Source organism: Pseudomonas sp. B21-009 (genome assembly GCF_024749345.1).
In the GTDB taxonomy this organism is placed as follows: domain Bacteria; phylum Pseudomonadota; class Gammaproteobacteria; order Pseudomonadales; family Pseudomonadaceae; genus Aquipseudomonas.
The window spans coordinates 3,180,869-3,201,134 of record NZ_CP087199.1; the positions used below are offsets into that span (position 1 = coordinate 3,180,869).

Genomic DNA, 20,266 nt, shown 5'->3' on the forward strand with positions numbered 1-20,266 from the left:
CGATTATTTCTGCTCAGGCGCCCACCAGGCCGGAAACATGCGCTGTACGCGGGCTTCGGCGAAGCGGTCATCGATCAGCAACAGCGTGCCACGGTCGTCGCTGCCGCGAATCACCCGGCCCGCCGCCTGGATGACCTTCTGCACCCCGGGGTACAGGTAGGTGTAGTCGAAGCCTGCGCTGAACAGCCGGGCCATGCGCTGCTTGATCTGTTCGTTGACCGGGTTGACCTGGGGCAGCCCGAGGGTAGCGACAAAGGCGCCGATCAGGCGCGTGCCCGGCAGGTCGACGCCTTCGGCAAAGGCGCCGCCGAGCACGGCAAAGCCGACGCCCTGGCCCTGGGGAACAAAACGCTCAAGAAAACCCTGGCGCTGCTGCTCGTCCATGCCCGGCGCCTGGCTCCATTGGCTGATGGCCGGGTGGCGCGCGGCCAACAGGCTCGAGACCTGCTGCAGGTAGTCGAAACTGCTGAAGAACGCCAGGTAGTTGCCCGGCGCCTGGGCATACTGCTCGGCGATCAGTTCGACGATTGGCGCCAGCGACGCCTCGCGGTGCTGGTAACGGGTCGAGACGCTGCTGATCACCCGCACCTGCAGTTGCTCGGCGGCAAACGGTGAGGCGACCTCGAGCCAGGCGCAATCGGCCGGCAGGCCGAGCAGGTCGGCGTAGTAATGGCGCGGGCTCAAGGTGGCGGAAAACAGCGTGGCACTGCGCGCTGCAGTCAGCCGCGGGCCAATCAGCGTCGCCGGCACCACGTTGCGCAGGCACAGGGTCGACAAGGCGCGCTTGCCCGGGCCCGGGCGCTTGCTGATATCGAACAGGAAGTGCTCGTCGAACAACTCGCTGACGCGGCTGAACTGCAGCGCCTGAAAGAAGAACTGTAACACCGCAGGGTCAATACCAGTCGGCGTCTGGTTGAGTTGCTCCTGGATCAGCCCGATGCACTGTTGCAAGGCCTTGAGCAGGGCGTCGGGCAGGCCGTCGACCACCCGGTAAGGCGCCAGCTGCGCCTTGTGCAGGGCATTCCACTGGCGATTGAGGCGCTCCAGGGCGCTGCCCAGCCCGGCCGGCTTAAGCTTGCGCAGGGCCAGCAACTGGCCCTGGTCGAGGCTTGCGCTGTACATCTGCCGGGCCCGCTCGACCAGGTTGTGCGCCTCGTCCACCAGCAGTGCCAGACGCCACTGGTTGGCCTGGGCCAGGCCGAACAGCAAAGCGCTCTGGTCAAAGTAATAGTTGTAGTCGGCCACCAGCACATCGACCCAGCGGGCCATTTCCTGGCCCAGATAATAGGGGCACAGCTGATGGGCCAGGGCCACCTCACGCAGGGCGGCCTTGTCCAGCACCGCCACGGCCTGGGCGGTCTGGCGCGCCGCTGGCAGGCGATCATAGAAGCCCTTGGCCAACGGGCAGGCATCACCATGGCAAGCCGTGCCGGGGTATTCGCAGGACTTGTCGCGGGCCACCAGCTCCAGGCTGCGCAGGGCCGGCTGGGTGCCGCTGGCCATCACCTGGCGCAGCGCCTCCAGCCCCAGGGCGCGGCCGGGGGTCTTGGCGCTGAGGAACAGGATTTTGTCCAGTTGCTGCGGGACCATGGCCTTGAGCAGCGGAAACAGCGTGCCCAAGGTCTTGCCGATGCCGGTGGTGGCCTGGGCCATCAGGCAGCGGCCGGTGCTGACCGCCTTGTAGACGGTTTCGGCCAGTTCACGCTGGCCATGGCGAAACTGCCCGTGCGGGAATGCCAGGGCCTGCAGGCCCTGATTGCGCAAGGCCTGGCGCTGCAGCTGCTGCTCGGCCCAGTGCAGGAAGATCGCACACTGGGCGTTGAAGAACTGCTCAAGCTCCTGGGCACTGCGCTGCTCTTCGACCAGGGTCTGTTCATCGTTGTCGACATTCAGGTACACCAGCGCCAGGCGCAATGCCGGCAACTGGCGCTGCTGGCACAACAACCAGCCGTAGACCCGGGCCTGGGCCCAGTGCAACTGGCGGTGGTTGTCGGGCTGGCGCGTCAGGTCGCCGCGATAGGTCTTGATTTCTTCGAGGCGGTTGAGCCGCGAGTCGTAGCCGTCGGCGCGGCCGCGCACCTGCAAGGCCGCATACTGGCCTTCGAGGCTGACCTCGGCCTCGTAGCCCTCGCCGCGCCCGGCCACCACCCGCCGGTGGCCGCTGATGCCCTCCTGGGCAGTGGGCGACGGGGTGAAGCGCAGGTCGAGGTCGCCGACCTTGGCGGTAAACTCGCACAACGCCCGCACCGCCACGCTGTAGCTCATGGCGCCCAGTGCACGTGACAGACTTCCACCGGCAGGCCGTGCCCGGCGCAGAATTCGATCCAGCGCAGCTGGCTGTCCTGCAGGCGGTCACCCGGGCCCTTGACCTCGACCATGCGGTAGCGTTGCTGCTCGGGCCAGAACTGGATCAAATCAGGCATGCCCGAACGGTTGGCCTGGATGTCTTCGAGCAGGCGCTCGAAACAGCTTTTCAGGTGTGCCGGGGGCAGGCAGGCCAGGGCTTGCTCAAGCAGTTCTTCGCTGAGCACCTGCCAATAGACGAAGGGCGATTGCAGCCCCTGCTTGCTGACAAAATGACGGCGAATGGTCTGCCGGTAACTGCCGTCGTCCAGTTGCCCCAGGCAACGGGCGAACAGCTCGCTGCGCCGGCTTTGGAACTCGGCGTCGTGCAAGTCCTGCGGGGCGCTCTGGAACGGGTGGAAGAACGCCCCCGGCAACGGCGCGAAGATCGCCTCCCAGCACAACAGGCCGAACAGGCTGTTAAACAGGCTGTTCTCGACGTAATGCACCTGCCCGCCGCCCTGCCCCAGGTGCAACTGCACGGCCTGCTCGACGCCCAGCGCCGCCAGTTCGGCCGGCAGTTGCAGCTCGACCAGGCTGACCTGGGGCTTGGCCCGCCGTGGCTGCGGCGGCCCGCCCAGCTTGCGCTGCAAACGCGGCAGCATCCGCGCCAGGGCCTGGACCTCAAGGCTGTTGGCCGGTTGCCGGGCGATCTGCGCGGCCAGTTCGAACGCCTGCGCCCACTGCTCGCTACGCTCCAGTACCCGCACATGACGGATGCGCGCCTGCGGATGCTGGCTGCGCGGGTAGATGCGCAGGGCCAGCGGCCAGTCACCGAGGCGCTCACTGTGCTGGCCAAGCTGGTACAGCAGCCGCGAGCGACGGCGCAGCAGCCAGGGGTTGTCGCTGTCCAGGCACTCGATGTGCCCGACCACCTGCTCAAGCGCCACGCCCTGCTCCAGCAGCTCGGCGCACTGGTGCAAGGCCAGCGCCACATCGATGTCGCTGCGCTGGCGCAGGGCCCGCGAGTCGGCGCTGAAGGCCACCTGCTCGTAGCGCAGCAGGCCCAGATCGGCCAGCACGAACTCCGACCAGTCCTGGTACAGGTTGCCGAAGAACAGCAGGCGCAGACGGTCGCACAAGGCCTGCAGGCGTAGTTCGATGATCGGCTCGGCAAACCCCGGCAGCCATTGCTGCAACGGCTGCGGCGGCAGCTCAAGGGCCTGCAACTGGGCCAGCAGTTCGCCCTTGGCCGCCCGTGGCCGTTCGAGCCTCTCGGCAAAGCCCTGGGCCAACTCGTCCTTGCGCAGCAGCTGGAACAGCTGCTCAAGGCTCAGCACGCCGTCATCGACCACCCAGCCCAGGGCCAGCAATGGCGCCAGGGCAGCCTGGGTCGAGCCGATTTCGGCGTAGTCGAGCTTGCTCGGGCGAAACAGCTGACCCTTGCGCATCACCATGCGCACCAGCAAGGCCCGGGCCGCCTGCGGCTGCTGGCGGAACTGGCTGATGAAGGCTTGCTCCTGGTCGTCGAGCAGGTCGGCATAGCGCAGCTCGATCCAGTCGAGCACTTGCTGGAAGTTGTGCAGGTAGTAGAACGGGTCGTCGACGGAATGGGCGATCACGGCGCGGTACGGGCTGGCGGCTGGAGTACTGGTTATACATACAGACGCCGCCCTCTGGCAACCTGCGGGCGACCAACGCGCTGCCTAGCGCATCAAAAGTCCACCGTCGCTGACAGCTGCAAGGTTCGCGGATAGCCCGGCGAGATGGCGCCATAAGAGGCTACCCCCGACCAGTACTCACGGTCGAAGACGTTCTGCACCGTGGCCCGGAAGGTGGTCGGGCGCCCGTCGATGCGGGTGCTGTAGCGGGCACCGGCATCAACGCGGGTCCAGGCGTCCAGCTCCTGGGTATTGGCCTGGTTGATGTACTGGCTGGCGGTGTAGATCGCCCCGCCGGTCAGGGTGAAGCCCTCGGCCCAGGGGGTGTCCCACTCGGCCCAGAGGTTGGCCTGGACATCCGGCACCCCCACCGGCTCATTGCCCCGGTTGGCAGCGGTGGCCGAGTCGGTCAGCTCGCCGTCGAGCAGCGTCACCCCGCCGAGCAAGCGGGTGCCAGGCGCAACTTCACCGAACATGCTCAGCTCGATCCCGCGGTTGCGCTGCTCTGCCTGCACCGCGAAGACATTGCCGCTTGCCAGTTCGCCACTGGGTTTCTCGATCTGGAACAGCGCCAGGGTGGTCATGAAGGTGCCGTGCTCGTACTTGACCCTCAGTTCATGCTGCTTTGACTCGTAGGGCGCAAAGGCCTCACCGGCGTTGGCCGCCGTGGCCGGGGCGATATCGCCCTTGCTCAGGCCTTCGACGTAGTTGTAGTAGAACGAGACGTCGTCCCAGGGCTTGACCACCAGGCCGACCACCGGCGTGGTGGCGCTGTCCTTGTAGCGTGAGCTCACTACCCCGGTGGCGCTGTAGTTGCGCGACTCGATTTCCTGGCGACGCACACCCAGGGTCAGTTGCAGGCGGTCTTCTAGCACCGACAAGGTGTCGGTCAACGCCACGCCGGAGAGTTCCGACTCGGAGATGCGCAGCACCTTCGGCGCACTGATGTACTGCTTGGGCACATCGATCGGGTGGTAGATGTTGGAGAGGATTTCGCTGCCGTTGTTGATGCCCCGGGACAATTCGTCCTGATAACGGGTCGCCATCAGCGTGGCCGTATGGGTGACCGGGCCGGTGTCGAACAGCGCGCGCATGCCCACGTCCGCCGTCGAACGGTCGACGTTGAACTTGTAGTAGCCGGGAATGTTGCTGGTGTCGCCCGCCTCGTTGAGGATTCGCGGTACCTGGTCAGACATCCGCTTGACGTCCGCCTTGCCGCCGCCTGCGTGGGCAAACACCGTGACGGAGTCGTTCAGGTCATACTCGCCGCCGAGCAGTGCCGATTGCTCGCGGGTATTGGACCAGCCCCAGTCCTGCGGCAGGTTGCTGCGCCCGTTCGGCGCCGACGGTACGTCGATGCCCGGAGCCACGGTAAAGGGTCGCGAGGAGGCGTCCCATTTTTCTTTCTGGCTGATGAAGTCAAGGTTCAGGCGCAAGCGCTCGCCCTGGTAATCCAGGGCAATGGCGCCGATATCCAGGGCGCGTTGCTGTTCGTCAATGGCCGTATCGCCCTGGGCGAGACTGCCGTTGAAACGCACGCCCCACGTTTTCTCGCTACCGAAGCGGCGGCTGATGTCCAGGTGCCCGCCCACCTGGGTGTCGGAACTGTAGCTGGCGGTAAAACGGGTCAGGTCTTCGGCCAGCGGGCGCTTGGGCACGATGTTGATCACCCCGCCGACGCCGCTGTTGGGGGAAATGCCATACATCAGCGCCCCGGGCCCCTTGAGTACCTCGACCCGTTCGGCGTATTCGGTGAACACCCGGTAGTTGGGCGCCACGCCATACACGCCGTCGAAGGCCAGCTCACCCAGGTTGCCTTCGCCCACAGCAAAGCCGCGAATGAAGAACGAGTCGACGATCCCGCCGGTCTGCCCGGTCGAGCGCACCGACGGGTCGCGTTCCAGGGCATCGGCGACGGTGACCGTCTGCAGGTCGGCCAGGGTCTTGGCGGTGTAGCTGGTGACGCTGAACGGCGTGTCCATCACGTCCTTGTTGCCGAGCATGCCCACGCGCCCGCCACGGGCCACCTGGCCACCGGCATAGGCCTCGGGCAGGCCACCTGCGCGGGTACTGGTGGCCTCGATGGTGGTGGCGTCCAGGGTCACGCCGTCGGCGCCGGCAGGCAGCCTGGCGAGGGTGAAACTGCCGTCTGCGCGCTCAAGCAATTGCAGGCCGCTGCCGGCCAACAGCCGCGCCGCGCCGTCGTGCGCTGTGTAGCTGCCGCGCAGGCCCTGGCTGTGCTGCCCTTCGGTCAGTGCCGGTTCGAACGACAAGGCCATACCAGAGGCCATGGCAAAGCTCGACAGCACGCGCCCCAGCGGCCCTGGCGCAATGTCGTAGGCCTGGGCGGCGACGGCATCCAGTGGCTGCGCGGCGGCAAGCCACGAGGCGCCACTGCCTGCGACCAGGGTAAGACCGAGCATGGCGCTACGCACGGCCAGGGCCAGGGGACGTTGAGCGCGAGGGCGACTTGCAACAGACATGACTGAGGGATCCTTTGGACTGGATAAATGAGGTGTGCACTCCCCTTGCCAGTCGAAACGCAAAAAAGTATCAGCGCCAGCCAGGTTTATTTTCCTGCGCCTGACTCAGGCCGGCGTGAGCAACAGCCAATAGCCGTTCAGGTGCGCCTTGACCGCCTGCGGGTAGGTCGCTGCCAGCATGTTCAAGCTGCGCTGGCTGTCGTTGAGCGGGAACGCGCCCGATACGCGCAGGTCGGCGATCTGCGGGTCGCAGCGGATGAAACCGCGCCGATAACGGCCAAGCTCAGCGGCAAAATCTTCCAGGCGCATGCGGTCGGCAAGCAGCATGCCCTGGGTCCAGGCGCTGATGCTGGCGTCGACCGCCTGTGGTGCACGGCTGCTGTGGGCATCAAAGTCGGTCTTTTCTCCGGCGCGGACAACCTGCACCGCGCCAGGGCGTGCATTGGCCGGTTCGATGCGGACGGCCCCTTCGAGCACCGCCAGGTAAGTCCGCCCGCCCTGCTCGCGCACGCAAAACCGCGTGCCCAGCGCTTGCATGCGGCCTTCGCGGGTGCCAACCCGCAACGGCCGTGGCGGCTGCTGGCGGTCGGTGGCGGTGTGCACGAGGATTTCGCCACGCCGCAACTGGATGAAGCGCTGCTGCGCGTCATAGCGCACATCGATGGCCGAGTCGGTGTTGAGGAACACCCGGGTGCCGTCGGCCAGGGTCAACTCGCGGCACTCGCCCAGCGCAGAGCGGTAGTCGGCCATCCACGCTTGCTCGTCGCTGACCTTCCAGCCGGCCCAGGCGGCTGGCACTGCCGCGAGCATCAACGCCAGGCGGGCGATGGCGGCGCGCCGGCGCGGGTCTGCCGGGCGATCGAGCGCCGACATGGCCAGCGCCGGCGGCAAGCCGCCGAGTTTGCCCAGCAACAATTCGGCGCGCTGCCAGGCGCGCTCACGTTCGACGCTGCTGGTGCGCCAGGCCGCCCACGCCGCCTGCTCAGCCTCAGAGGCCTCGCCTTCGCTCAGGCACATCAGCCATTGCGCCGCTTCATCGAGCGCTTGCGGGTCAATCGCGGTTGACGTCATCACTCCACCAGCGTCAGGCACTGCAAGAAGGCCTGTTTCATGTAGCGTTTGACGCTGATCAGCGAAACGCCGAGCTGTTCGGCAATCTCGGCGTACTTCATGCCGTTCAGTTGCGACAGCAAAAAGGTGCGCCGGACCACCGCCGGCAGGGCATCGAGCATGGCATCGATTTCGTGCAGGGTCTCGAGCACCAGCAGGCGCTGCTCAGGGGACGGCGCCTCGGGCACCGGCAGTTGCGCCAGCGCCGTCAGGTAGGCGCGCTCCAGCGATTTGCGCTGGCACCAGTTGGCGAGAATGCCGCCGGCGACGCAGTTCAGGTACGCCCGCGGGTTGTCGAACACCGCCACCTTCGAAGCGAGGATGCGGGTGAAGGTATCCTGCGCCAGGTCTGCCGCATCCAGCGCATTGCCCAGGCGCTTGCGCAGCCTGGCGTACAGCCAGCCGTGATGGCCACTGTACAGCGCCTCGGCAGTACGCAGGTGGGAGTCGGCAGAAGGCAGCGCATCGCTCATGGGGTGGCGGTTTTTTGTAATTGATAACGATTTTCAATACTAATTTAAACCGTTGCTGCGCCGCAACTCATCACTGAGCACACTCAAGCCGTAGGGCAAGTCCCCTTGCGGCCCGGCGGGCCAGCCCAGGCGCAGGTGCTGGCGAAAATCGCCCTGCAGGCTGAACAGCTCGCCCGGGGCAATCACCAGGCCCTGCTGCAGCAGGCGATGGAACAACGGCCGGGTCTCTACCGGGGCGCATACCCGGGCCCAGATGCAGCCACCGCCGGCGGGCATCTGGAACTCCAGCTGCGAGCCCAGGTACAGCTGCATCTGCCGGTACAGGAGGCCCAGGCGCTCGTGCAGACGCGCCCGCAGTTGCTCCAGGTGCACATCGACACGGCCCTTGCTGTACAGCCTGGCCACGGCTTGCTGGCGCAACGGCGGCAGGCGAAACCCGCGCAGCAGGAACTGGCGCAGCAAGGGCCCGTGCCACTGGCGCGACAGCAGGAAGGCGTAAGGCGCTTCGGCGCCAACGCTGCGCTCCAGCGACGAGAACACCAGCAGGCGCTGCGGGTCGACCAGTTCGCGCAGGTCAGCGCCAGAGCCTGGGCTGAGGCACAGTTCGCTGTCCAGGTCGTTTTCCAGCAGCCACACGCCGTGCTGGTTGAGCAACCTGGCCACGGCTTGGCGCGCGGCCTCGGGCATGATGCTGCCATGGGGCAGGCTCAGGCGCGAGGCCAGCATCGCCAGGCGCACCGGCTCGTCGCGCAGCAGCCGGGCAAAGCGCTCGAGGTCAAGGCCGCCGTCGGCCTGCAAGGGCACTTCGAGCACCCGTATCCGCGCCGCCTGAAACACCCGCAGCAAACGCCAGGAACAGGGCGTGGTCACCACCACGGCGCTGTTGTGCAGCTCAAGGGCGGCCAGGGTGGTCTCCAGCAACGAGCGCAGGTCCAGCGCCAGGTAGACATCCTCGGCGCTCCAGTACAACTGCGCCGAGCGGGTATAGCGCGCCGCCAGGGCGGTGCGCAGTTCCAGCTCGCCACAGGGCTGGGGGGCGCCGCCCAGGCGCGGGTACTGGCGCAGCAACTGGCGCTCGATGCCCAGCAAGGTTGCCTCCAGTGACTGCGGCGCCTGCTCCTGGCCGCCGCTGAGCACCAGCATGCGCGCCGAGTTGGCGTGCTGCTGCAAATCCTGGAGCAGATCGCCAGCGCTGGGCCGTGCCGGCTCAAGGGCCGGCCCCCTGGCGTAGTAGCCCGACTTGGGCACCGGCTGCACCCGCCCTTCGTGCTCAAGCAGCGAATAGGCGTACTGGACCGTCGAAATCGACACGTTCAGGCGCTGGGCCAGGTCGCGCAACGACGGCATCCGGCTGTAGCTGCCCAGCGCCATCTGCTCGATCAGCTCAACCAGGTAGCGATACACCGCCCGGTAGGCGAACTCGCTACTGTGCGGGGCTTTCATCAGTACCGGCCTGGCTGCTCTGCCTTGAGCCAGGCCCAGGACGGCGGCTGCACGCGCAGGTGGCGCAGGTCGGCGCCGCGGCCCTGGATTCGCGCCAGCAACGAACGCGGCCGGGCCCAGCTTTCCGGTTCACGCAGATAGAGCATCTGCAGCAGTGGCAGGTCCAGGCCACTGATGTCGACCATCCACTGCACCACCGGCTCCGGCGCCGGCAATCGTTGCAGGGCCTTGTGCAGGTAAGGCAAGGCCACCAGCATGCCGGGGTGACAGCGGCGCAAAAACACCTCAAGGCGCAGGCCCCGGGAAACAAACGGCGCAAACAACTGGCAGACCAGCTGCGCTTCGCTCAAGCCGTAGGCCTGTAAGGCGAAGTCGCTGGCCTGGCTACGGCGTTGCTGTAACTGCTCGGCGTGCTGCCAGCGGCCCAGCAGGCGTACCTGCAACGTGCGCGGCAGGCCCTTGCGTTGCATGCGCTGGCGCGCCTGGCGCAGGTAGGCATCGACGCCTTCGCGGTAGTCGCTGTCTTCGATGAACTGCCCGTGCAGCCCGCTCAGGTGCGCCAGCAACAGCGGGTTGGCGGTGCCCGCCTGCGCGCAGGCAAAGTACTGCTCGTCGAAGCGACAGCCCAGAAAGCGGTTCAGGCGCTCGTCATACGGCAGGTCGGGGTCATGCACCAGGTCATCGATGATGATGAAGCGCATCGCCGGCGCGCAGTAATCGCCGTTGGGCCCGGTAGCCATGGGCCGGGCCTGGCCGTACAGCTGCTGCAGGTAACGCTGGCGCAACTCGCTCATGCCCTCGCACAGCGACGTGGCACAACTGTGTATCGGCCGGATGCACAGCAGGTCTTCCTCGCGCAGGGCGCGGCGGCTCCAGGCCAGCAGGCGCCTGCGCTCGGGCAGCGGCTGGGCGGTGATGATGGCATCGACACCGCCGCGCCAGCCGATGGCCTGACGGCACAGCTCGGCAAGGCGCAGGGTGCCATGGCTACCGAAACCGGCCCGTGGCCCGCCAGCGAGCAAATGCCCGAACAACAGCAATTCGTGACGCTCGGCCAGTTGCTGGCTCTGGGAAATAGCGTGGCGGCGGTCGAATGGCAGCAGCTGCTGGTCATCGAGCATCAGCAGCTCGACCCGCGGATCATCGTGCAGAAACAGCGCCGAGAAGCCCTGCTCGATATTGTTCAAGGCCGTAGTACTCATGCCGGCCTGGCGCACCACGGCGATACGCAGCTCGAAGGTGCCCGGCGAGCGCGCGGCAATGCTCAGTTGCGCCGCGCGCAGGCAGGCCAGGGCATGGCTGGCATTCTGGCTGCCATCATGGGCGAACATCAGCCTGAAGCCGTTGATGCGCTCGGCGCCGCCCGCCGCGACAATCAAGCGTTGAATCAATAACTGCAAAGAGGCCCGCTGGGCCTGGGACAAATGCTCCAGCAAGCGCGCTAATACTTGCTGGTAGATATACTGCATGGCTTGATCGTGAATGCTGCTCATAACGCCTACCCGATTTCAATAAACGGCCACCTGAAAGAAAAAGATTCCATCGAAGAACTTTCAATCAGCAAAGAAGGATAAATAAGCTTATCCTCAGAAACTTCCTACAACTTCCTACGGAAATAACTTCAGAAGCTCTTGCTCACCATCGTTCTTCCCTCCCCCAGCCCGGCAGCACAGCGCCTTTAACCCCTGGCTTACGACCCATCATGCCTCGCTCCGTGAGACGACTATTGAAGAACTATTATCGGGCGTTGCCCCGCGAATAAAAGATACAGATCACGGTAAAAAAACCATTCAGATTCATCTTCGACAATACCGATAATCAGACAGGCTGCCTGTGCTTTTTCCTATTGCACAAACATAGCGCAAGCAGGCAAGCGTCAGCAGGCAAAGTTACCTCGGAAATATCCTAAACAACCCTGGGAAATACCCACAAAAAAGCCCGAGTCAATGCTCGGGCTTTTGCCGTGATGGACAGTCGTGCTGCGTTTACTCCGCCTGCGACAAGTCCAGCACCAACCGGCCACCGCACGGGCATTCGTCCATGTAGCGGTGCGCCTCGACCACCTTCTCGAACGGGTAGGTCTTGATGATCAGCGGCGTCAGCAGCTTGTCGGCGGTGAACTGGTTGATATCGCGCAGGGCGCGCTGCAGCGCCACCTGGTCCTGGCTGATGCCCAGCTCCGGCTTGCCGGTGAAGTTGCCGATGCAATGCACGAAGAACTGGATGTTCTTCTGGAACGCCGCACAAGCAGGGAACGGCGTCTGGTTGCCGCCTTGCAGGCCATACAGCACCAGGCTGCCACGCGGTGCCAGGGCATCACCGAGCAAGGCCATCTGCGGCCCGCCAAGGCCGTCGAGGACCATATCGACACCGCGGTTGTCGGTGTACTTGTTGATCTGCATGAGCAGGTCCTGCTCTTCGGTGACGATCACCTTGTCGGCGCCGAGCTTGATCAGGTAGTCGCGCTGCTCGGCCTCTTTGGTCGCGGCAAACACCTTAAGGCCCAGGGCCTTGCCCAGTTGCACGAAGGCCGGGCCTGCGCAGTGGCTGGCGTCGGTGATCAGCGCGGTTTGCCCGGCCTTGGCCCGCGCCAGGTCGACGAAGGCAAAGTAGGCGATCAGCAGCGGCGTGTAGTGCACGCTGGCCTCGACCGGCGAGAGAATCTCGGGGTAACGGGTCAGGGCATTGCGCGGCATGACGATGACTTCGCCGTACACCGGGTGCTCGTTGGCACTGCTGGCCGGAAAGCTGGCAACCTTGTCGCCGACCGCCAGGTCATCGACACCTTCGCCCACGGCTGTAACCACACCCGCCATCTCGTGTCCGATACCGGCAGGCAGGCGCGCCTGGGACGGCGCCAGGTTCTGCCGCCAGAGCACGTCGTACCAGCTGATGCCGATCGCTTCAACGCGAATCTGCACCTCGCCAGCCGCCGGTTGCGCCGGGGCCTGCTCTTCGATCTTGAGCACCTCGGCCGGGCCGAACTTGTGGAAACGGATCATGCGGGACATCGCAAACCTCGCCAATTGAACCTCTAATGCCCTGAACTCTATCCGGGCTTTGACGGTTAGACCATCAGTGGCCATTAATAGTCAACATGCTTGTCATTGATTGATGGTAATGCAGCGTCCATCAAATTATGCGGTGCAGGGTAGCAGCCTTTACCCGTAAGATTCACCCCTGCCCCATCCGCCTTGTGAAGCCGAGCCGATGAACCGTAACGACTTGCGCCGCGTCGACCTGAACCTGCTGATCGTCTTCGAGACCCTGATGCACGAGCGTAGCGTGACCCGCGCGGCGGAAAAACTCTTCCTCGGCCAGCCGGCCATCAGCGCCGCCCTGTCGCGCCTGCGCAACCTGTTCGACGACCCGTTGTTCGTGCGCACCGGGCGCAGCATGGAACCCTCGGCGCGGGCGGTGGAGATCTTCGCCCTGCTGTCGCCGGCGCTGGACTCGATCTCCACCGCAGTCAGCCGCGCAGCGGATTTTGACCCGGCGACCAGCACCGCGGTGTTTCGCATCGGCCTGTCGGACGATGCCGAATTCGCCCTGCTGCCGCAACTGCTCAAGCGCGTACGCGCCGAAGCCCCGGGTATCGTCCTGGTGGTGCGCCGGGTCAACTACCTGCTGATGCCGGCGCTGCTGGCCTCGGGAGAAATCTCGGTCGGCGTGAGCTGGACCAACGACCTGCCGGCCAACGCCAAGCGCAAGGTGCTGCGGCGCAGCAAGCCCAAGGTCCTGCGTGCCGACAGCATGCCCGGGAGCCTGAGCCTCGACGACTTCTGCGCCCGCCCCCACGCCCTGGTGTCGTTTGCCGGCGACTTGGGCGGGTTCATGGACGAAACCCTGGAAAAGGTCGGGCGCAAGCGCCACGTAGTCCTTGCCGTACCGCAATTCAACGGCCTGGGCAGCCTGCTGACCGGCACCGACATCATCGCCACCGTCCCCGACTACACCGCCGAAGTGCTGACCGCCGCCGGCGGCCTGCGCGCCGAAGACCCGCCGCTCGAGGTGCAGACATTCGAGCTGCACATGGCCTGGCGCGGGTCGCAGGACAATGATCCGGGGGAGCGGTGGTTGCGGTCGCGGATTCAGATGTTCTTTGGCGATCCGGACAGTCTTTAGCAATCGCCAGCTTCAGCCTACAACCACCGAAAATAAAGCTCTTCCAGATTCTAAGCACCTCTAAGAACCCCCACTAACCTCTATGTTAATCCGGGGTATCAGGGGGTATTATTCGGGGTAGGCCACACCGGCACGACACTGGATACCCCCAGCATGAGCACCCCCAGCAAGAAGCCAATAACGACCGACGCCCACGTCAGATCCTTGAACGAGCCAGGCCGCTACAATGTGTCGGGGTCCCCAGGACTGTATGTGCAGGTATCCAAGGCTGGCGGCAAGCTGTGGAGACTGAAGTACAGGTTGCACGGCAAGGAGAACCTGTTCGCCATCGGCGCCTACCCTGCCGTAAGCCTTAAACGTGCGCGAGAGTTGGCCGAGGAAGCTCGCGTCAGCATCGCCCAAGGCATCCCGCCACTTAAGGCCAAGACCGCCAGAATCGAAGCCCAGCGTGCCGAGCAAGCCAGAACCTTCCAGCACATCGCCGATCAGTGGCTTGCCCTCAAGGCCCCCAAGCTGGTTGAGAAGTCACTTTCCGGATTCAAGGGGGCGCTGGCCAACCACATCAACCCGTTGATTGGCAGGATGCCCGTCAGCGAGATCAAGTTGGAACACGTGAGCGCGGTTCTAGCCGCCCTTTCCGGCCAAGGCAAACTGGCGATGGCAAAGCGCTGCCGGACCATCATTCGCGCAGTGCTGGGCTTCGCCGTTGGCCGGGAATGGGTGCCGCGCAACGTGGCACTTGGCCGTAGCGACGAACTGGAAATACGGCATGCTGTGACCCACGCCGCTGCGATCGAGCGACCGGATGAGCTGGCACGCTACCTGTGCAAGCTGGACGCTGCAGGCGACGGCGTTGTGACCCAGGCGTTACGACTTTTGACCCTGATCCCCGCCCGACCCGGCGAGCTTTGCGCAGCACGGTGGGAAGATATTGACTTCATCGGTGCTGACTGGCGCTACGTGGTTAGTAAGACCGAACGCCTGAGCAGTGAGAAGCATATAGCGGTGCTATCGACTCAAGCACTCGACATCCTGCGCGAGCTACACAACCACCGCGTCGTCAACTCAAAAGGTCAAGGCTGGGTGTTCCCCTCTCTGGTCCACCCCGGACAGCCGATCAACCCAACGTCCCTACTGAAAGCAGCGCAACGTCTTTGGCCAGAACGCAAAATTTCCGCTCACGGCTTTCGAAGTACATTCAGGACTCTGGCACACGAAGCGCTCAGCATAGACTGGGTAGTGCTTGAACTGATGTTGTCGCACCGGATGCCAGGGCCGCACGGAGCCACCTACGCAAGGTCGCAACTGCTAGAGCAACGCCGAGAAACCGCACAACGATGGGCAGCCTACCTCGACCGGTTACGGTCAACAGCTAAGGACAGCACAGAGTAGAGTTTTTTGGAGGGGGTTGTAGCCTCTTCGGTTTCGCACTAACCTGAAGTCGCTCGAACAAATGAGCCTCGCCTGTCGGCCCACGCTGTGGCAACCCCACGCCACGTACCAGCAAGCCGACCGCATACATCGCAGACCCGAACGTCAACAGACTCTCAGGTGATCGCCATGTGTGCCAACCGAACCAAGCAAGAAGACTCCAAAAAGCCTCTCCCCAAAACGACCTACCGCCATAACAGCACTGCGCCTGGTACTGAATCAGTGCTGGTTTTTCGTCCTGAGCTTCGCCGCATGCTAGGGATCTGCGACAGCACCCTATACGCCTGGGATGCCGAAGGCATCATTCCTGCGTCCTTCTCCCTAGGCCCCGAACGCTCGGATGGCTTGGCTCGCCGCACTGCCTGGCTGCGCAGCGAGATTATGGAGTGGGTTCACGAGCAAGCAACCAAAGGCCGTGAGCGCACCGGCAAATCAAAGCCGAAGGCCAGTACGGGCCAAGACGTGCAGCAACCTGCTTGACCCGTCGTCCAGGCAATAAAAAGCCCGGATCAAAGCGTTGTAGCGCTCGCCGGGCCAAAGGGGGATTTCTATGCAACAGTATAACGCAACATCTACCGCCTCGGCGCAGCTGGGTGACTCGCTGCAAGCCATCAAGGCGATCTTGAACAGCGCACCAAACGCAACCGGGGTGCAACCGGCATCAGCAAGCACGATCAGCACTTTGTGCGCGACGATGAGCGCCACGCTCACCCTGTCGACCATCGTGTCGGCCGGCGACAGCGGCCTGAACATGGCCGGGCTTAGAGAGCTCGACGCTGCTCGGCGGATTGAGACTGCGCCCACTGTGCCAGACAAGGCTGTCAGCTTCGACAGCGCGCCTCAGGGCGCCCTTATGCCTAAGCACACCGTGCACAATCAGCAACCCGGTGCCCTGCTGACACAGGGACAGCCGCGGAAGAAGACCGACCGGAACAATCCTGGCGGGGAAGCCAAGTCCGGAGGCACGAAGGTCGACAGGGAATCAAGGGAACTGCTGCGCTACATCTCGGAAGACTTCGTGATGCTGGCAGCACGTGGGGGCGCCGTGGCCTACCACATTGAAAGCGGCGATGAGCTGGGCAAGGAAGGGTTCAAGCACTACTGTGCCAAGCACTACGGCGACATCGTGCTTGTCGACAACGATGGCAACGAGAAGCGTGTCGACTCTGGGGATATCTGGTGGAACTGGAACGATCCCGAGCGGCGTGTGGTCCGCCGCATCATCATGGAGCCGACCAGTCTGCCCGAGAACGACGACAACCCCGAGCTGTACAATCGCTGGCATGTGCTCAAGCACACCATGGTCGAGCCCGACCGCCAGGCGACCATGGCTGACATGGAAATCCTGCTGGCGCACCTGATGTATATCAGCGACAACGACGCAATCGGCGTTTCGTTTTTCCTGAACTGGCTGGCACAGCTCTACCAGACACCCGAGGTCAAGATGCCAACCGCCATCCTGATGTACTCCCGCGTAGGCGGCGTGGGCAAGTCGATGCTGTTCAAGCTCTTTCAGCGGGTATTTGGACCTCCCATGGTCGGCAGCTGCAGCGGCAAGGCGCTGAGCAAGGGGTTTGACGATGTCATTGAGCACAAGCGCTTGCTGGTGGTCAATGAGATGGCCAGGTCAGACAAGGCCGACTCTTACGAGAGTTTCAAGAATCTGATCTCTGAAGATCACGTGTCATTTGAAGGCAAGGGGCGAGCGGCTAAGGACATCCGCAATATCACTCACTTTGTCGTCACGACCAACAACCTCGACGCGTTACCGCTGATGAGGGGGGATCGCCGCATCGCTGTGTTGATGTGCGATTCTGAGCGCAAACCGGACGCCTACTACAAGGCCTTGGCCGAATGGATCGACGGGCCCGGGCCTGCGATCATGGCCCATGTGCTGGAGCAGTGGAAGTTCCCGGCTGATTGGGATCCGCATGCACCGGTGCCGTCAACCAACGCAACCAGGATCATGCAGGACGCCGCGCAGGGAGAGCTGTTTGCCCTAGTGCAAGAATTGATCGAAGAGCGCCGGCCTCCGTTCGATAGAGACCTGATCGTCATCGATCAGGCCTGCTTCCAGTTAGACACTCTGTACCAACACAGCCTGCGAGTCAGGCCTAACAGGACGTCACTCGGCAGTGTGCTCAAGTCGCTCACTGGGGACTCGACGCAAGCGCGTGTGACATACCAAAACGGCATTACGCACAGGCCAAGACTTTACTGCCTTCGCAACGTGGAACAGTGGGAATTGGCGACGCCCGAGCAACGCGGTGCTCACCTTGAGCAAGGTACTCGACTGTTTCCAGTCCCCGCGGACACAGAGGTAAATGGGGCGGCCAATCATGAATAGTCTCTCGACATCCACTGTGCTGCCTGAGCCAGCCAAAGTACTCGACTTCAACGCTTTCGCACTCCAGCGGCTCAAAGCGAGGGTAGTCGCTGGTGAGGTCGTGGAGTTGCCAGCCAATAGCCCGCTGTGTACAGCTGCAGAGGCCGATGAGGGGCTTGCTGTGGTTGACCTGGGCTGGGTAGGCCGGACGATGGCCGGCCTACCCATGTGGGTTCAAGACATTGTGTGCGAGGTAGCGACCGAAATGGCCAACACGAGCACCAGCGGGCCGACACCACAAAACATCATCCATCGCGTCAGCGAGCTATTGAAAGAAGCTGATGAAGTCGGTGATCTGGCGCGATGGATGCGAGATGAGCACGGCTTTGTCCAGTAACGACGGAGCCATCATGTTGACATCGAGGTGATGTATTGAGAACGTTGGTTTACGCACTCCGACTGGATTATGTATGACCCCCAAGAATCAGCAAGCTAAGAGGCGGCACCATTACGTGTGGGCCAACTATCTTTCTCGTTGGGCAAACCAGAAAGGAGAGGTCCACTACAGCACTGCGAAAGGCAACATCGCCTGCGACAGTATACGAGGCATTGTTGTCGAAGACTATTTCTACAAACTAACTCGCTTAACACCCCAGCACGTCGAAATCATAAAGAGCTTCTCAGCCCAAAGCCCTAAACACCTTCATGAACAGCACATGTCATATCTCAATGACTTCGTTATAATGCAGCAGCTTGAGAAACTCTACCGAAGTTCAGGAAAGACAGATGAAGAGGTGGAAAAGAAACTGCATGCTGCGAAATGCAACATGATAGAAAACCTTCACGCCTCCCATGAACGCTCCGCACTACCAATACTTAATGCATTAGCAGATGAGAACCTAGACATCCTGCAGGATAACTCTCAAATGATCGAGTTCACGATGTTTCTTGGCCACCAAGTTTCTCGAACAAAAACATTCAGAGATGGGGTAGCTTGCGCTCAACCAAGAAGCAATGAACAAGAAATCCTTATTGCCGACACTATGGCCCACGCGTGGTGGTTTTTTAGCTAGATGTTTGGAATGAGTATAGGTGCAAGCTTGTACTTCGGCAGACATAATACCCGTCACGCCCTGTTAATAAATGAAACTGGCATACCGTTTATTACTTCAGACCAGCCCCTAGTAAATACGCACGCATGCGTTTCAGAAACGGAAATTAAACCCCCTAAATACGCGGACTTCTATTACCCCTTATCTCCACGCTGCGCGTATATAATCTGCGATTCCGAGCGATTTCCAGCCGGAAAGGCTAAAGTCAGCATTGAAGACGTGCACGAGTTCAACCAAAAAATCTCTGGACAGGCTAAGGTTCACATAATCGGGGGCAGTGGAGATGCCATCCGCCCCTATCAAAAATATATAGGCAGTAGATACCGTAGGTGGTCGTAGCACCCTTCAAGAATGCTAATCAGACCAAGCGGGATCTAGTCAGTAACCTCTGCACCTCAGTCATGAAAGCCCGGCCTTGGAGCTGGCCTTTGACTAGGCTGCTTGTCCCCAGTCGGTAGTGTCGGTTTGGACTGCGGAAAGTACGGTGCCTGCGTCGGCACCGGCTTCTTGGTCACACCATCGCGTTTGACGCTCATTTTTCACCTCTGTGCCGTTCGGCAGCTTCTTCAGTTAATGCGCTGAAAGGTGGGCTCACCACTGCCCCGAAGAGCTCCCCTCGCAACGCTGCGTACACCTCATCAAGGCACATTGCATCCTGGGCAGCCCACAGCCCCGCCCGTACCCCACGGAGCAACAGGCGGCGCCTCTGCTTGTCCTGAGCGCTGCCTCTCGCCTCGATCGTCTCCTGCAGGCGGCGCAGTACCTCTTCAATGTGCGCCGGGGGGAGCCCCTTGGTTGGATATGCCCCGGCGGGCCATAACTTTTTCATCGTGCAGCCCTCAGAACTTGAGCCCGGTACGACTACCTTTCTCCATCTGATCGAACAACTGATCGAACTCGGCGTCGGACAGATCGCTGATCGCCGAAGCGGTCAACCTGCCGCGCTCGTCTGGCGCTAGACCGGCACCGCTGAGGTTTGACAGGCTAGTAGGCGGGGTTTTTCGTACCTGCGCGGTGCGGGTGCCAGCAATATGCCCCAGTGCCTGAGCTTTCGCGTACACCTCTGCGGCTGGATCAAGGCCCCGCTGCTGGCAAATGCGGGCGAATTCCAGAAGCGCGCCCTGGCGCACCAGCCCGAGCTGGTCAGGGCTTGCGCTCGGATATTGCGCGCGCAGCTGCGCGTCGGCGTTGGCCTGCACCAGGTCAAACGCCTGTCGATAGTCGGGATGCTCGCTCATAAAGCGTGCTTCAGACTCGGCGACGGCGGGCCCCGCGGTTGCGAGTTCGCGCTGCAATTCGGCTTGATAGACTGCTGCCTGCTGCTGTTGCTGCATGCCTCCGATCACTTGAGCAAACTGCCGTTCCTTGGCTTCGATGTAGCCGCGGGGGTCCTCGTCAAAGTCGGGAATCTGCTCACCCGCGCCGGGAATCTGCTGGCTCGCAAGCTGTTGTTGCTGCAACTGCCACTGCTGCCATTGAACCTGCTGCTGTTGCAGGCGCGCTAGTTGCTGCTGATGCTCGACAAGCTGTGCTTGCAGCTCTTGGCGCTTGGCCCGCTCTTCCTGAAGGGCGCCCAACGGCACAAGTTTGCGGGTCGGCTTGCCGACCTCTGTGCCGGGCGTAGCGTCTTCTGGCAAGTCTTGGTCAAGACCCAAGTCCGAGGCCTTGTCGGCCTGATGCTGCTCGAACGCTTCGACTTGGTCAGCGACCTCGTTGGGCAGGGTCTGGCCGTCGTCGACGTGATCTGTCATCCCAGCAGTGCCGGTCAACTCAGCGGCCAGGGATTGGCTGATGTCTTCGTGCTCTAAATCACTCATGA

General features: G+C 62.9%; 16 protein-coding genes. 7 read left to right on the forward strand and 9 right to left on the reverse strand.

The features are described 5' to 3' along the window. Positions 1–3: 3 nt before the first annotated feature. From LOY34_RS14575 to LOY34_RS14610, 8 genes are all read right to left on the reverse strand, one after another. Positions 4–2,265: an ATP-dependent DNA helicase gene (locus LOY34_RS14575; protein ID WP_195884279.1), complete on the reverse strand. Its 2,262-nt coding sequence runs from the start codon at positions 2,263–2,265 to the stop codon at positions 4–6. Then, the gene (locus tag LOY34_RS14580) at positions 2,262–3,905 is read right to left on the reverse strand and encodes a VRR-NUC domain-containing protein (RefSeq protein ID WP_258663322.1); all 1,644 of its coding nucleotides are present in this window, start codon (positions 3,903–3,905) and stop codon (positions 2,262–2,264) included. The genes LOY34_RS14575 and LOY34_RS14580 overlap by 4 nt, the downstream gene beginning before the upstream one ends. Positions 3,906–3,997: 92 nt before the next feature. Then, a complete protein-coding gene (locus LOY34_RS14585; RefSeq protein WP_258663326.1) occupies positions 3,998–6,427 on the reverse strand; it encodes a TonB-dependent receptor in 2,430 nt (809 codons plus the stop codon). A 105-nt stretch (positions 6,428–6,532) separates the two neighbouring features. Continuing rightward, entirely contained in the window at positions 6,533–7,498 is a 966-nt protein-coding gene (locus tag LOY34_RS14590) for a FecR domain-containing protein (protein ID WP_258663328.1), read from the reverse strand. Further along, positions 7,498–8,010: a sigma-70 family RNA polymerase sigma factor gene (locus LOY34_RS14595; protein ID WP_258663331.1), complete on the reverse strand. Its 513-nt coding sequence runs from the start codon at positions 8,008–8,010 to the stop codon at positions 7,498–7,500. Before LOY34_RS14595 ends, LOY34_RS14590 begins: the two co-directional genes overlap by 1 nt. A 39-nt stretch (positions 8,011–8,049) precedes the next feature. Continuing rightward, the gene (locus LOY34_RS14600; protein ID WP_195884282.1) at positions 8,050–9,453 is read right to left on the reverse strand and encodes a PLP-dependent aminotransferase family protein; all 1,404 of its coding nucleotides are present in this window, start codon (positions 9,451–9,453) and stop codon (positions 8,050–8,052) included. After that, positions 9,453–10,922: a hypothetical protein gene (locus tag LOY34_RS14605; RefSeq protein ID WP_258663334.1), complete on the reverse strand. Its 1,470-nt coding sequence runs from the start codon at positions 10,920–10,922 to the stop codon at positions 9,453–9,455. Before LOY34_RS14605 ends, LOY34_RS14600 begins: the two co-directional genes overlap by 1 nt. 516 nt (positions 10,923–11,438) lie before the next feature. Continuing rightward, positions 11,439–12,464 carry a zinc-dependent alcohol dehydrogenase family protein gene (locus tag LOY34_RS14610; protein ID WP_093382068.1) on the reverse strand — a complete coding sequence of 342 codons (1,026 nt, stop codon included), beginning with the start codon at positions 12,462–12,464 and terminating at the stop codon, positions 11,439–11,441. Between the two features lie 199 nt (positions 12,465–12,663). Here LOY34_RS14610 and LOY34_RS14615 point away from each other — a divergent pair, with 199 nt between their 5' ends. The 7 genes from LOY34_RS14615 to LOY34_RS14645 all read left to right on the forward strand — a co-directional run bounded on the left by LOY34_RS14615 (position 12,664) and on the right by LOY34_RS14645 (position 18,786). Next, positions 12,664–13,578, forward strand: coding sequence for a LysR family transcriptional regulator (locus LOY34_RS14615; protein ID WP_093382064.1), 915 nt, complete (start codon positions 12,664–12,666; stop codon positions 13,576–13,578). 153 nt (positions 13,579–13,731) lie between these two features. Beyond that, positions 13,732–14,970: an integrase arm-type DNA-binding domain-containing protein gene (locus tag LOY34_RS14620; protein ID WP_258663337.1), complete on the forward strand. Its 1,239-nt coding sequence runs from the start codon at positions 13,732–13,734 to the stop codon at positions 14,968–14,970. A 168-nt stretch (positions 14,971–15,138) separates the two neighbouring features. Beyond that, positions 15,139–15,489 (forward strand): AlpA family transcriptional regulator, encoded by a 351-nt coding sequence (locus tag LOY34_RS14625; protein WP_258663341.1) that lies wholly within the window; start codon positions 15,139–15,141, stop codon positions 15,487–15,489. 70 nt (positions 15,490–15,559) lie between these two features. After that, entirely contained in the window at positions 15,560–17,356 is a 1,797-nt protein-coding gene (locus LOY34_RS14630; protein WP_258663344.1) for a primase-helicase family protein, read from the forward strand. Next, positions 17,349–17,732, forward strand: a complete 384-nt coding sequence (locus tag LOY34_RS14635) for a hypothetical protein (RefSeq protein ID WP_258663346.1) — start codon at positions 17,349–17,351, stop codon at positions 17,730–17,732. The genes LOY34_RS14630 and LOY34_RS14635 overlap by 8 nt, the downstream gene beginning before the upstream one ends. Positions 17,733–17,805: 73 nt before the next feature. After that, complete coding sequence (locus LOY34_RS14640) at positions 17,806–18,408, forward strand: DUF4238 domain-containing protein (protein WP_258663347.1); 603 nt, start codon at positions 17,806–17,808, stop codon at positions 18,406–18,408. 9 nt (positions 18,409–18,417) lie between these two features. Further along, the gene (locus tag LOY34_RS14645) at positions 18,418–18,786 is read left to right on the forward strand and encodes a DUF4238 domain-containing protein (RefSeq protein ID WP_258663349.1); all 369 of its coding nucleotides are present in this window, start codon (positions 18,418–18,420) and stop codon (positions 18,784–18,786) included. A 500-nt stretch (positions 18,787–19,286) separates the two neighbouring features. On the opposite strand, the gene LOY34_RS14650 is transcribed toward LOY34_RS14645, so the two are convergent. Continuing rightward, positions 19,287–20,264 carry a hypothetical protein gene (locus tag LOY34_RS14650; RefSeq protein ID WP_258663351.1) on the reverse strand — a complete coding sequence of 326 codons (978 nt, stop codon included), beginning with the start codon at positions 20,262–20,264 and terminating at the stop codon, positions 19,287–19,289. Positions 20,265–20,266 lie beyond the last annotated feature (2 nt).

Coding starts and splice junctions, on each gene's coding strand:
- LOY34_RS14575 (WP_195884279.1), bottom strand. CDS start 2,265: ATGAGCTACAGCGTGGCGGTGCGGGCGTTGTGCGAGTTTACCGCCAAG.
- LOY34_RS14585 (WP_258663326.1), bottom strand. CDS start 6,427: ATGTCTGTTGCAAGTCGCCCTCGCGCTCAACGTCCCCTGGCCCTGGCC.
- LOY34_RS14590 (WP_258663328.1), bottom strand. CDS start 7,498: ATGACGTCAACCGCGATTGACCCGCAAGCGCTCGATGAAGCGGCGCAA.
- LOY34_RS14595 (WP_258663331.1), bottom strand. CDS start 8,010: ATGAGCGATGCGCTGCCTTCTGCCGACTCCCACCTGCGTACTGCCGAG.
- LOY34_RS14600 (WP_195884282.1), bottom strand. CDS start 9,453: ATGAAAGCCCCGCACAGTAGCGAGTTCGCCTACCGGGCGGTGTATCGC.
- LOY34_RS14605 (WP_258663334.1), bottom strand. CDS start 10,922: ATGCAGTATATCTACCAGCAAGTATTAGCGCGCTTGCTGGAGCATTTG.
- LOY34_RS14610 (WP_093382068.1), bottom strand. CDS start 12,464: ATGTCCCGCATGATCCGTTTCCACAAGTTCGGCCCGGCCGAGGTGCTC.
- LOY34_RS14615 (WP_093382064.1), top strand. CDS start 12,664: ATGAACCGTAACGACTTGCGCCGCGTCGACCTGAACCTGCTGATCGTC.
- LOY34_RS14620 (WP_258663337.1), top strand. CDS start 13,732: ATGAGCACCCCCAGCAAGAAGCCAATAACGACCGACGCCCACGTCAGA.
- LOY34_RS14625 (WP_258663341.1), top strand. CDS start 15,139: ATGTGTGCCAACCGAACCAAGCAAGAAGACTCCAAAAAGCCTCTCCCC.
- LOY34_RS14630 (WP_258663344.1), top strand. CDS start 15,560: ATGCAACAGTATAACGCAACATCTACCGCCTCGGCGCAGCTGGGTGAC.
- LOY34_RS14635 (WP_258663346.1), top strand. CDS start 17,349: ATGAATAGTCTCTCGACATCCACTGTGCTGCCTGAGCCAGCCAAAGTA.
- LOY34_RS14640 (WP_258663347.1), top strand. CDS start 17,806: ATGACCCCCAAGAATCAGCAAGCTAAGAGGCGGCACCATTACGTGTGG.
- LOY34_RS14645 (WP_258663349.1), top strand. CDS start 18,418: ATGAGTATAGGTGCAAGCTTGTACTTCGGCAGACATAATACCCGTCAC.
- LOY34_RS14650 (WP_258663351.1), bottom strand. CDS start 20,264: ATGAGTGATTTAGAGCACGAAGACATCAGCCAATCCCTGGCCGCTGAG.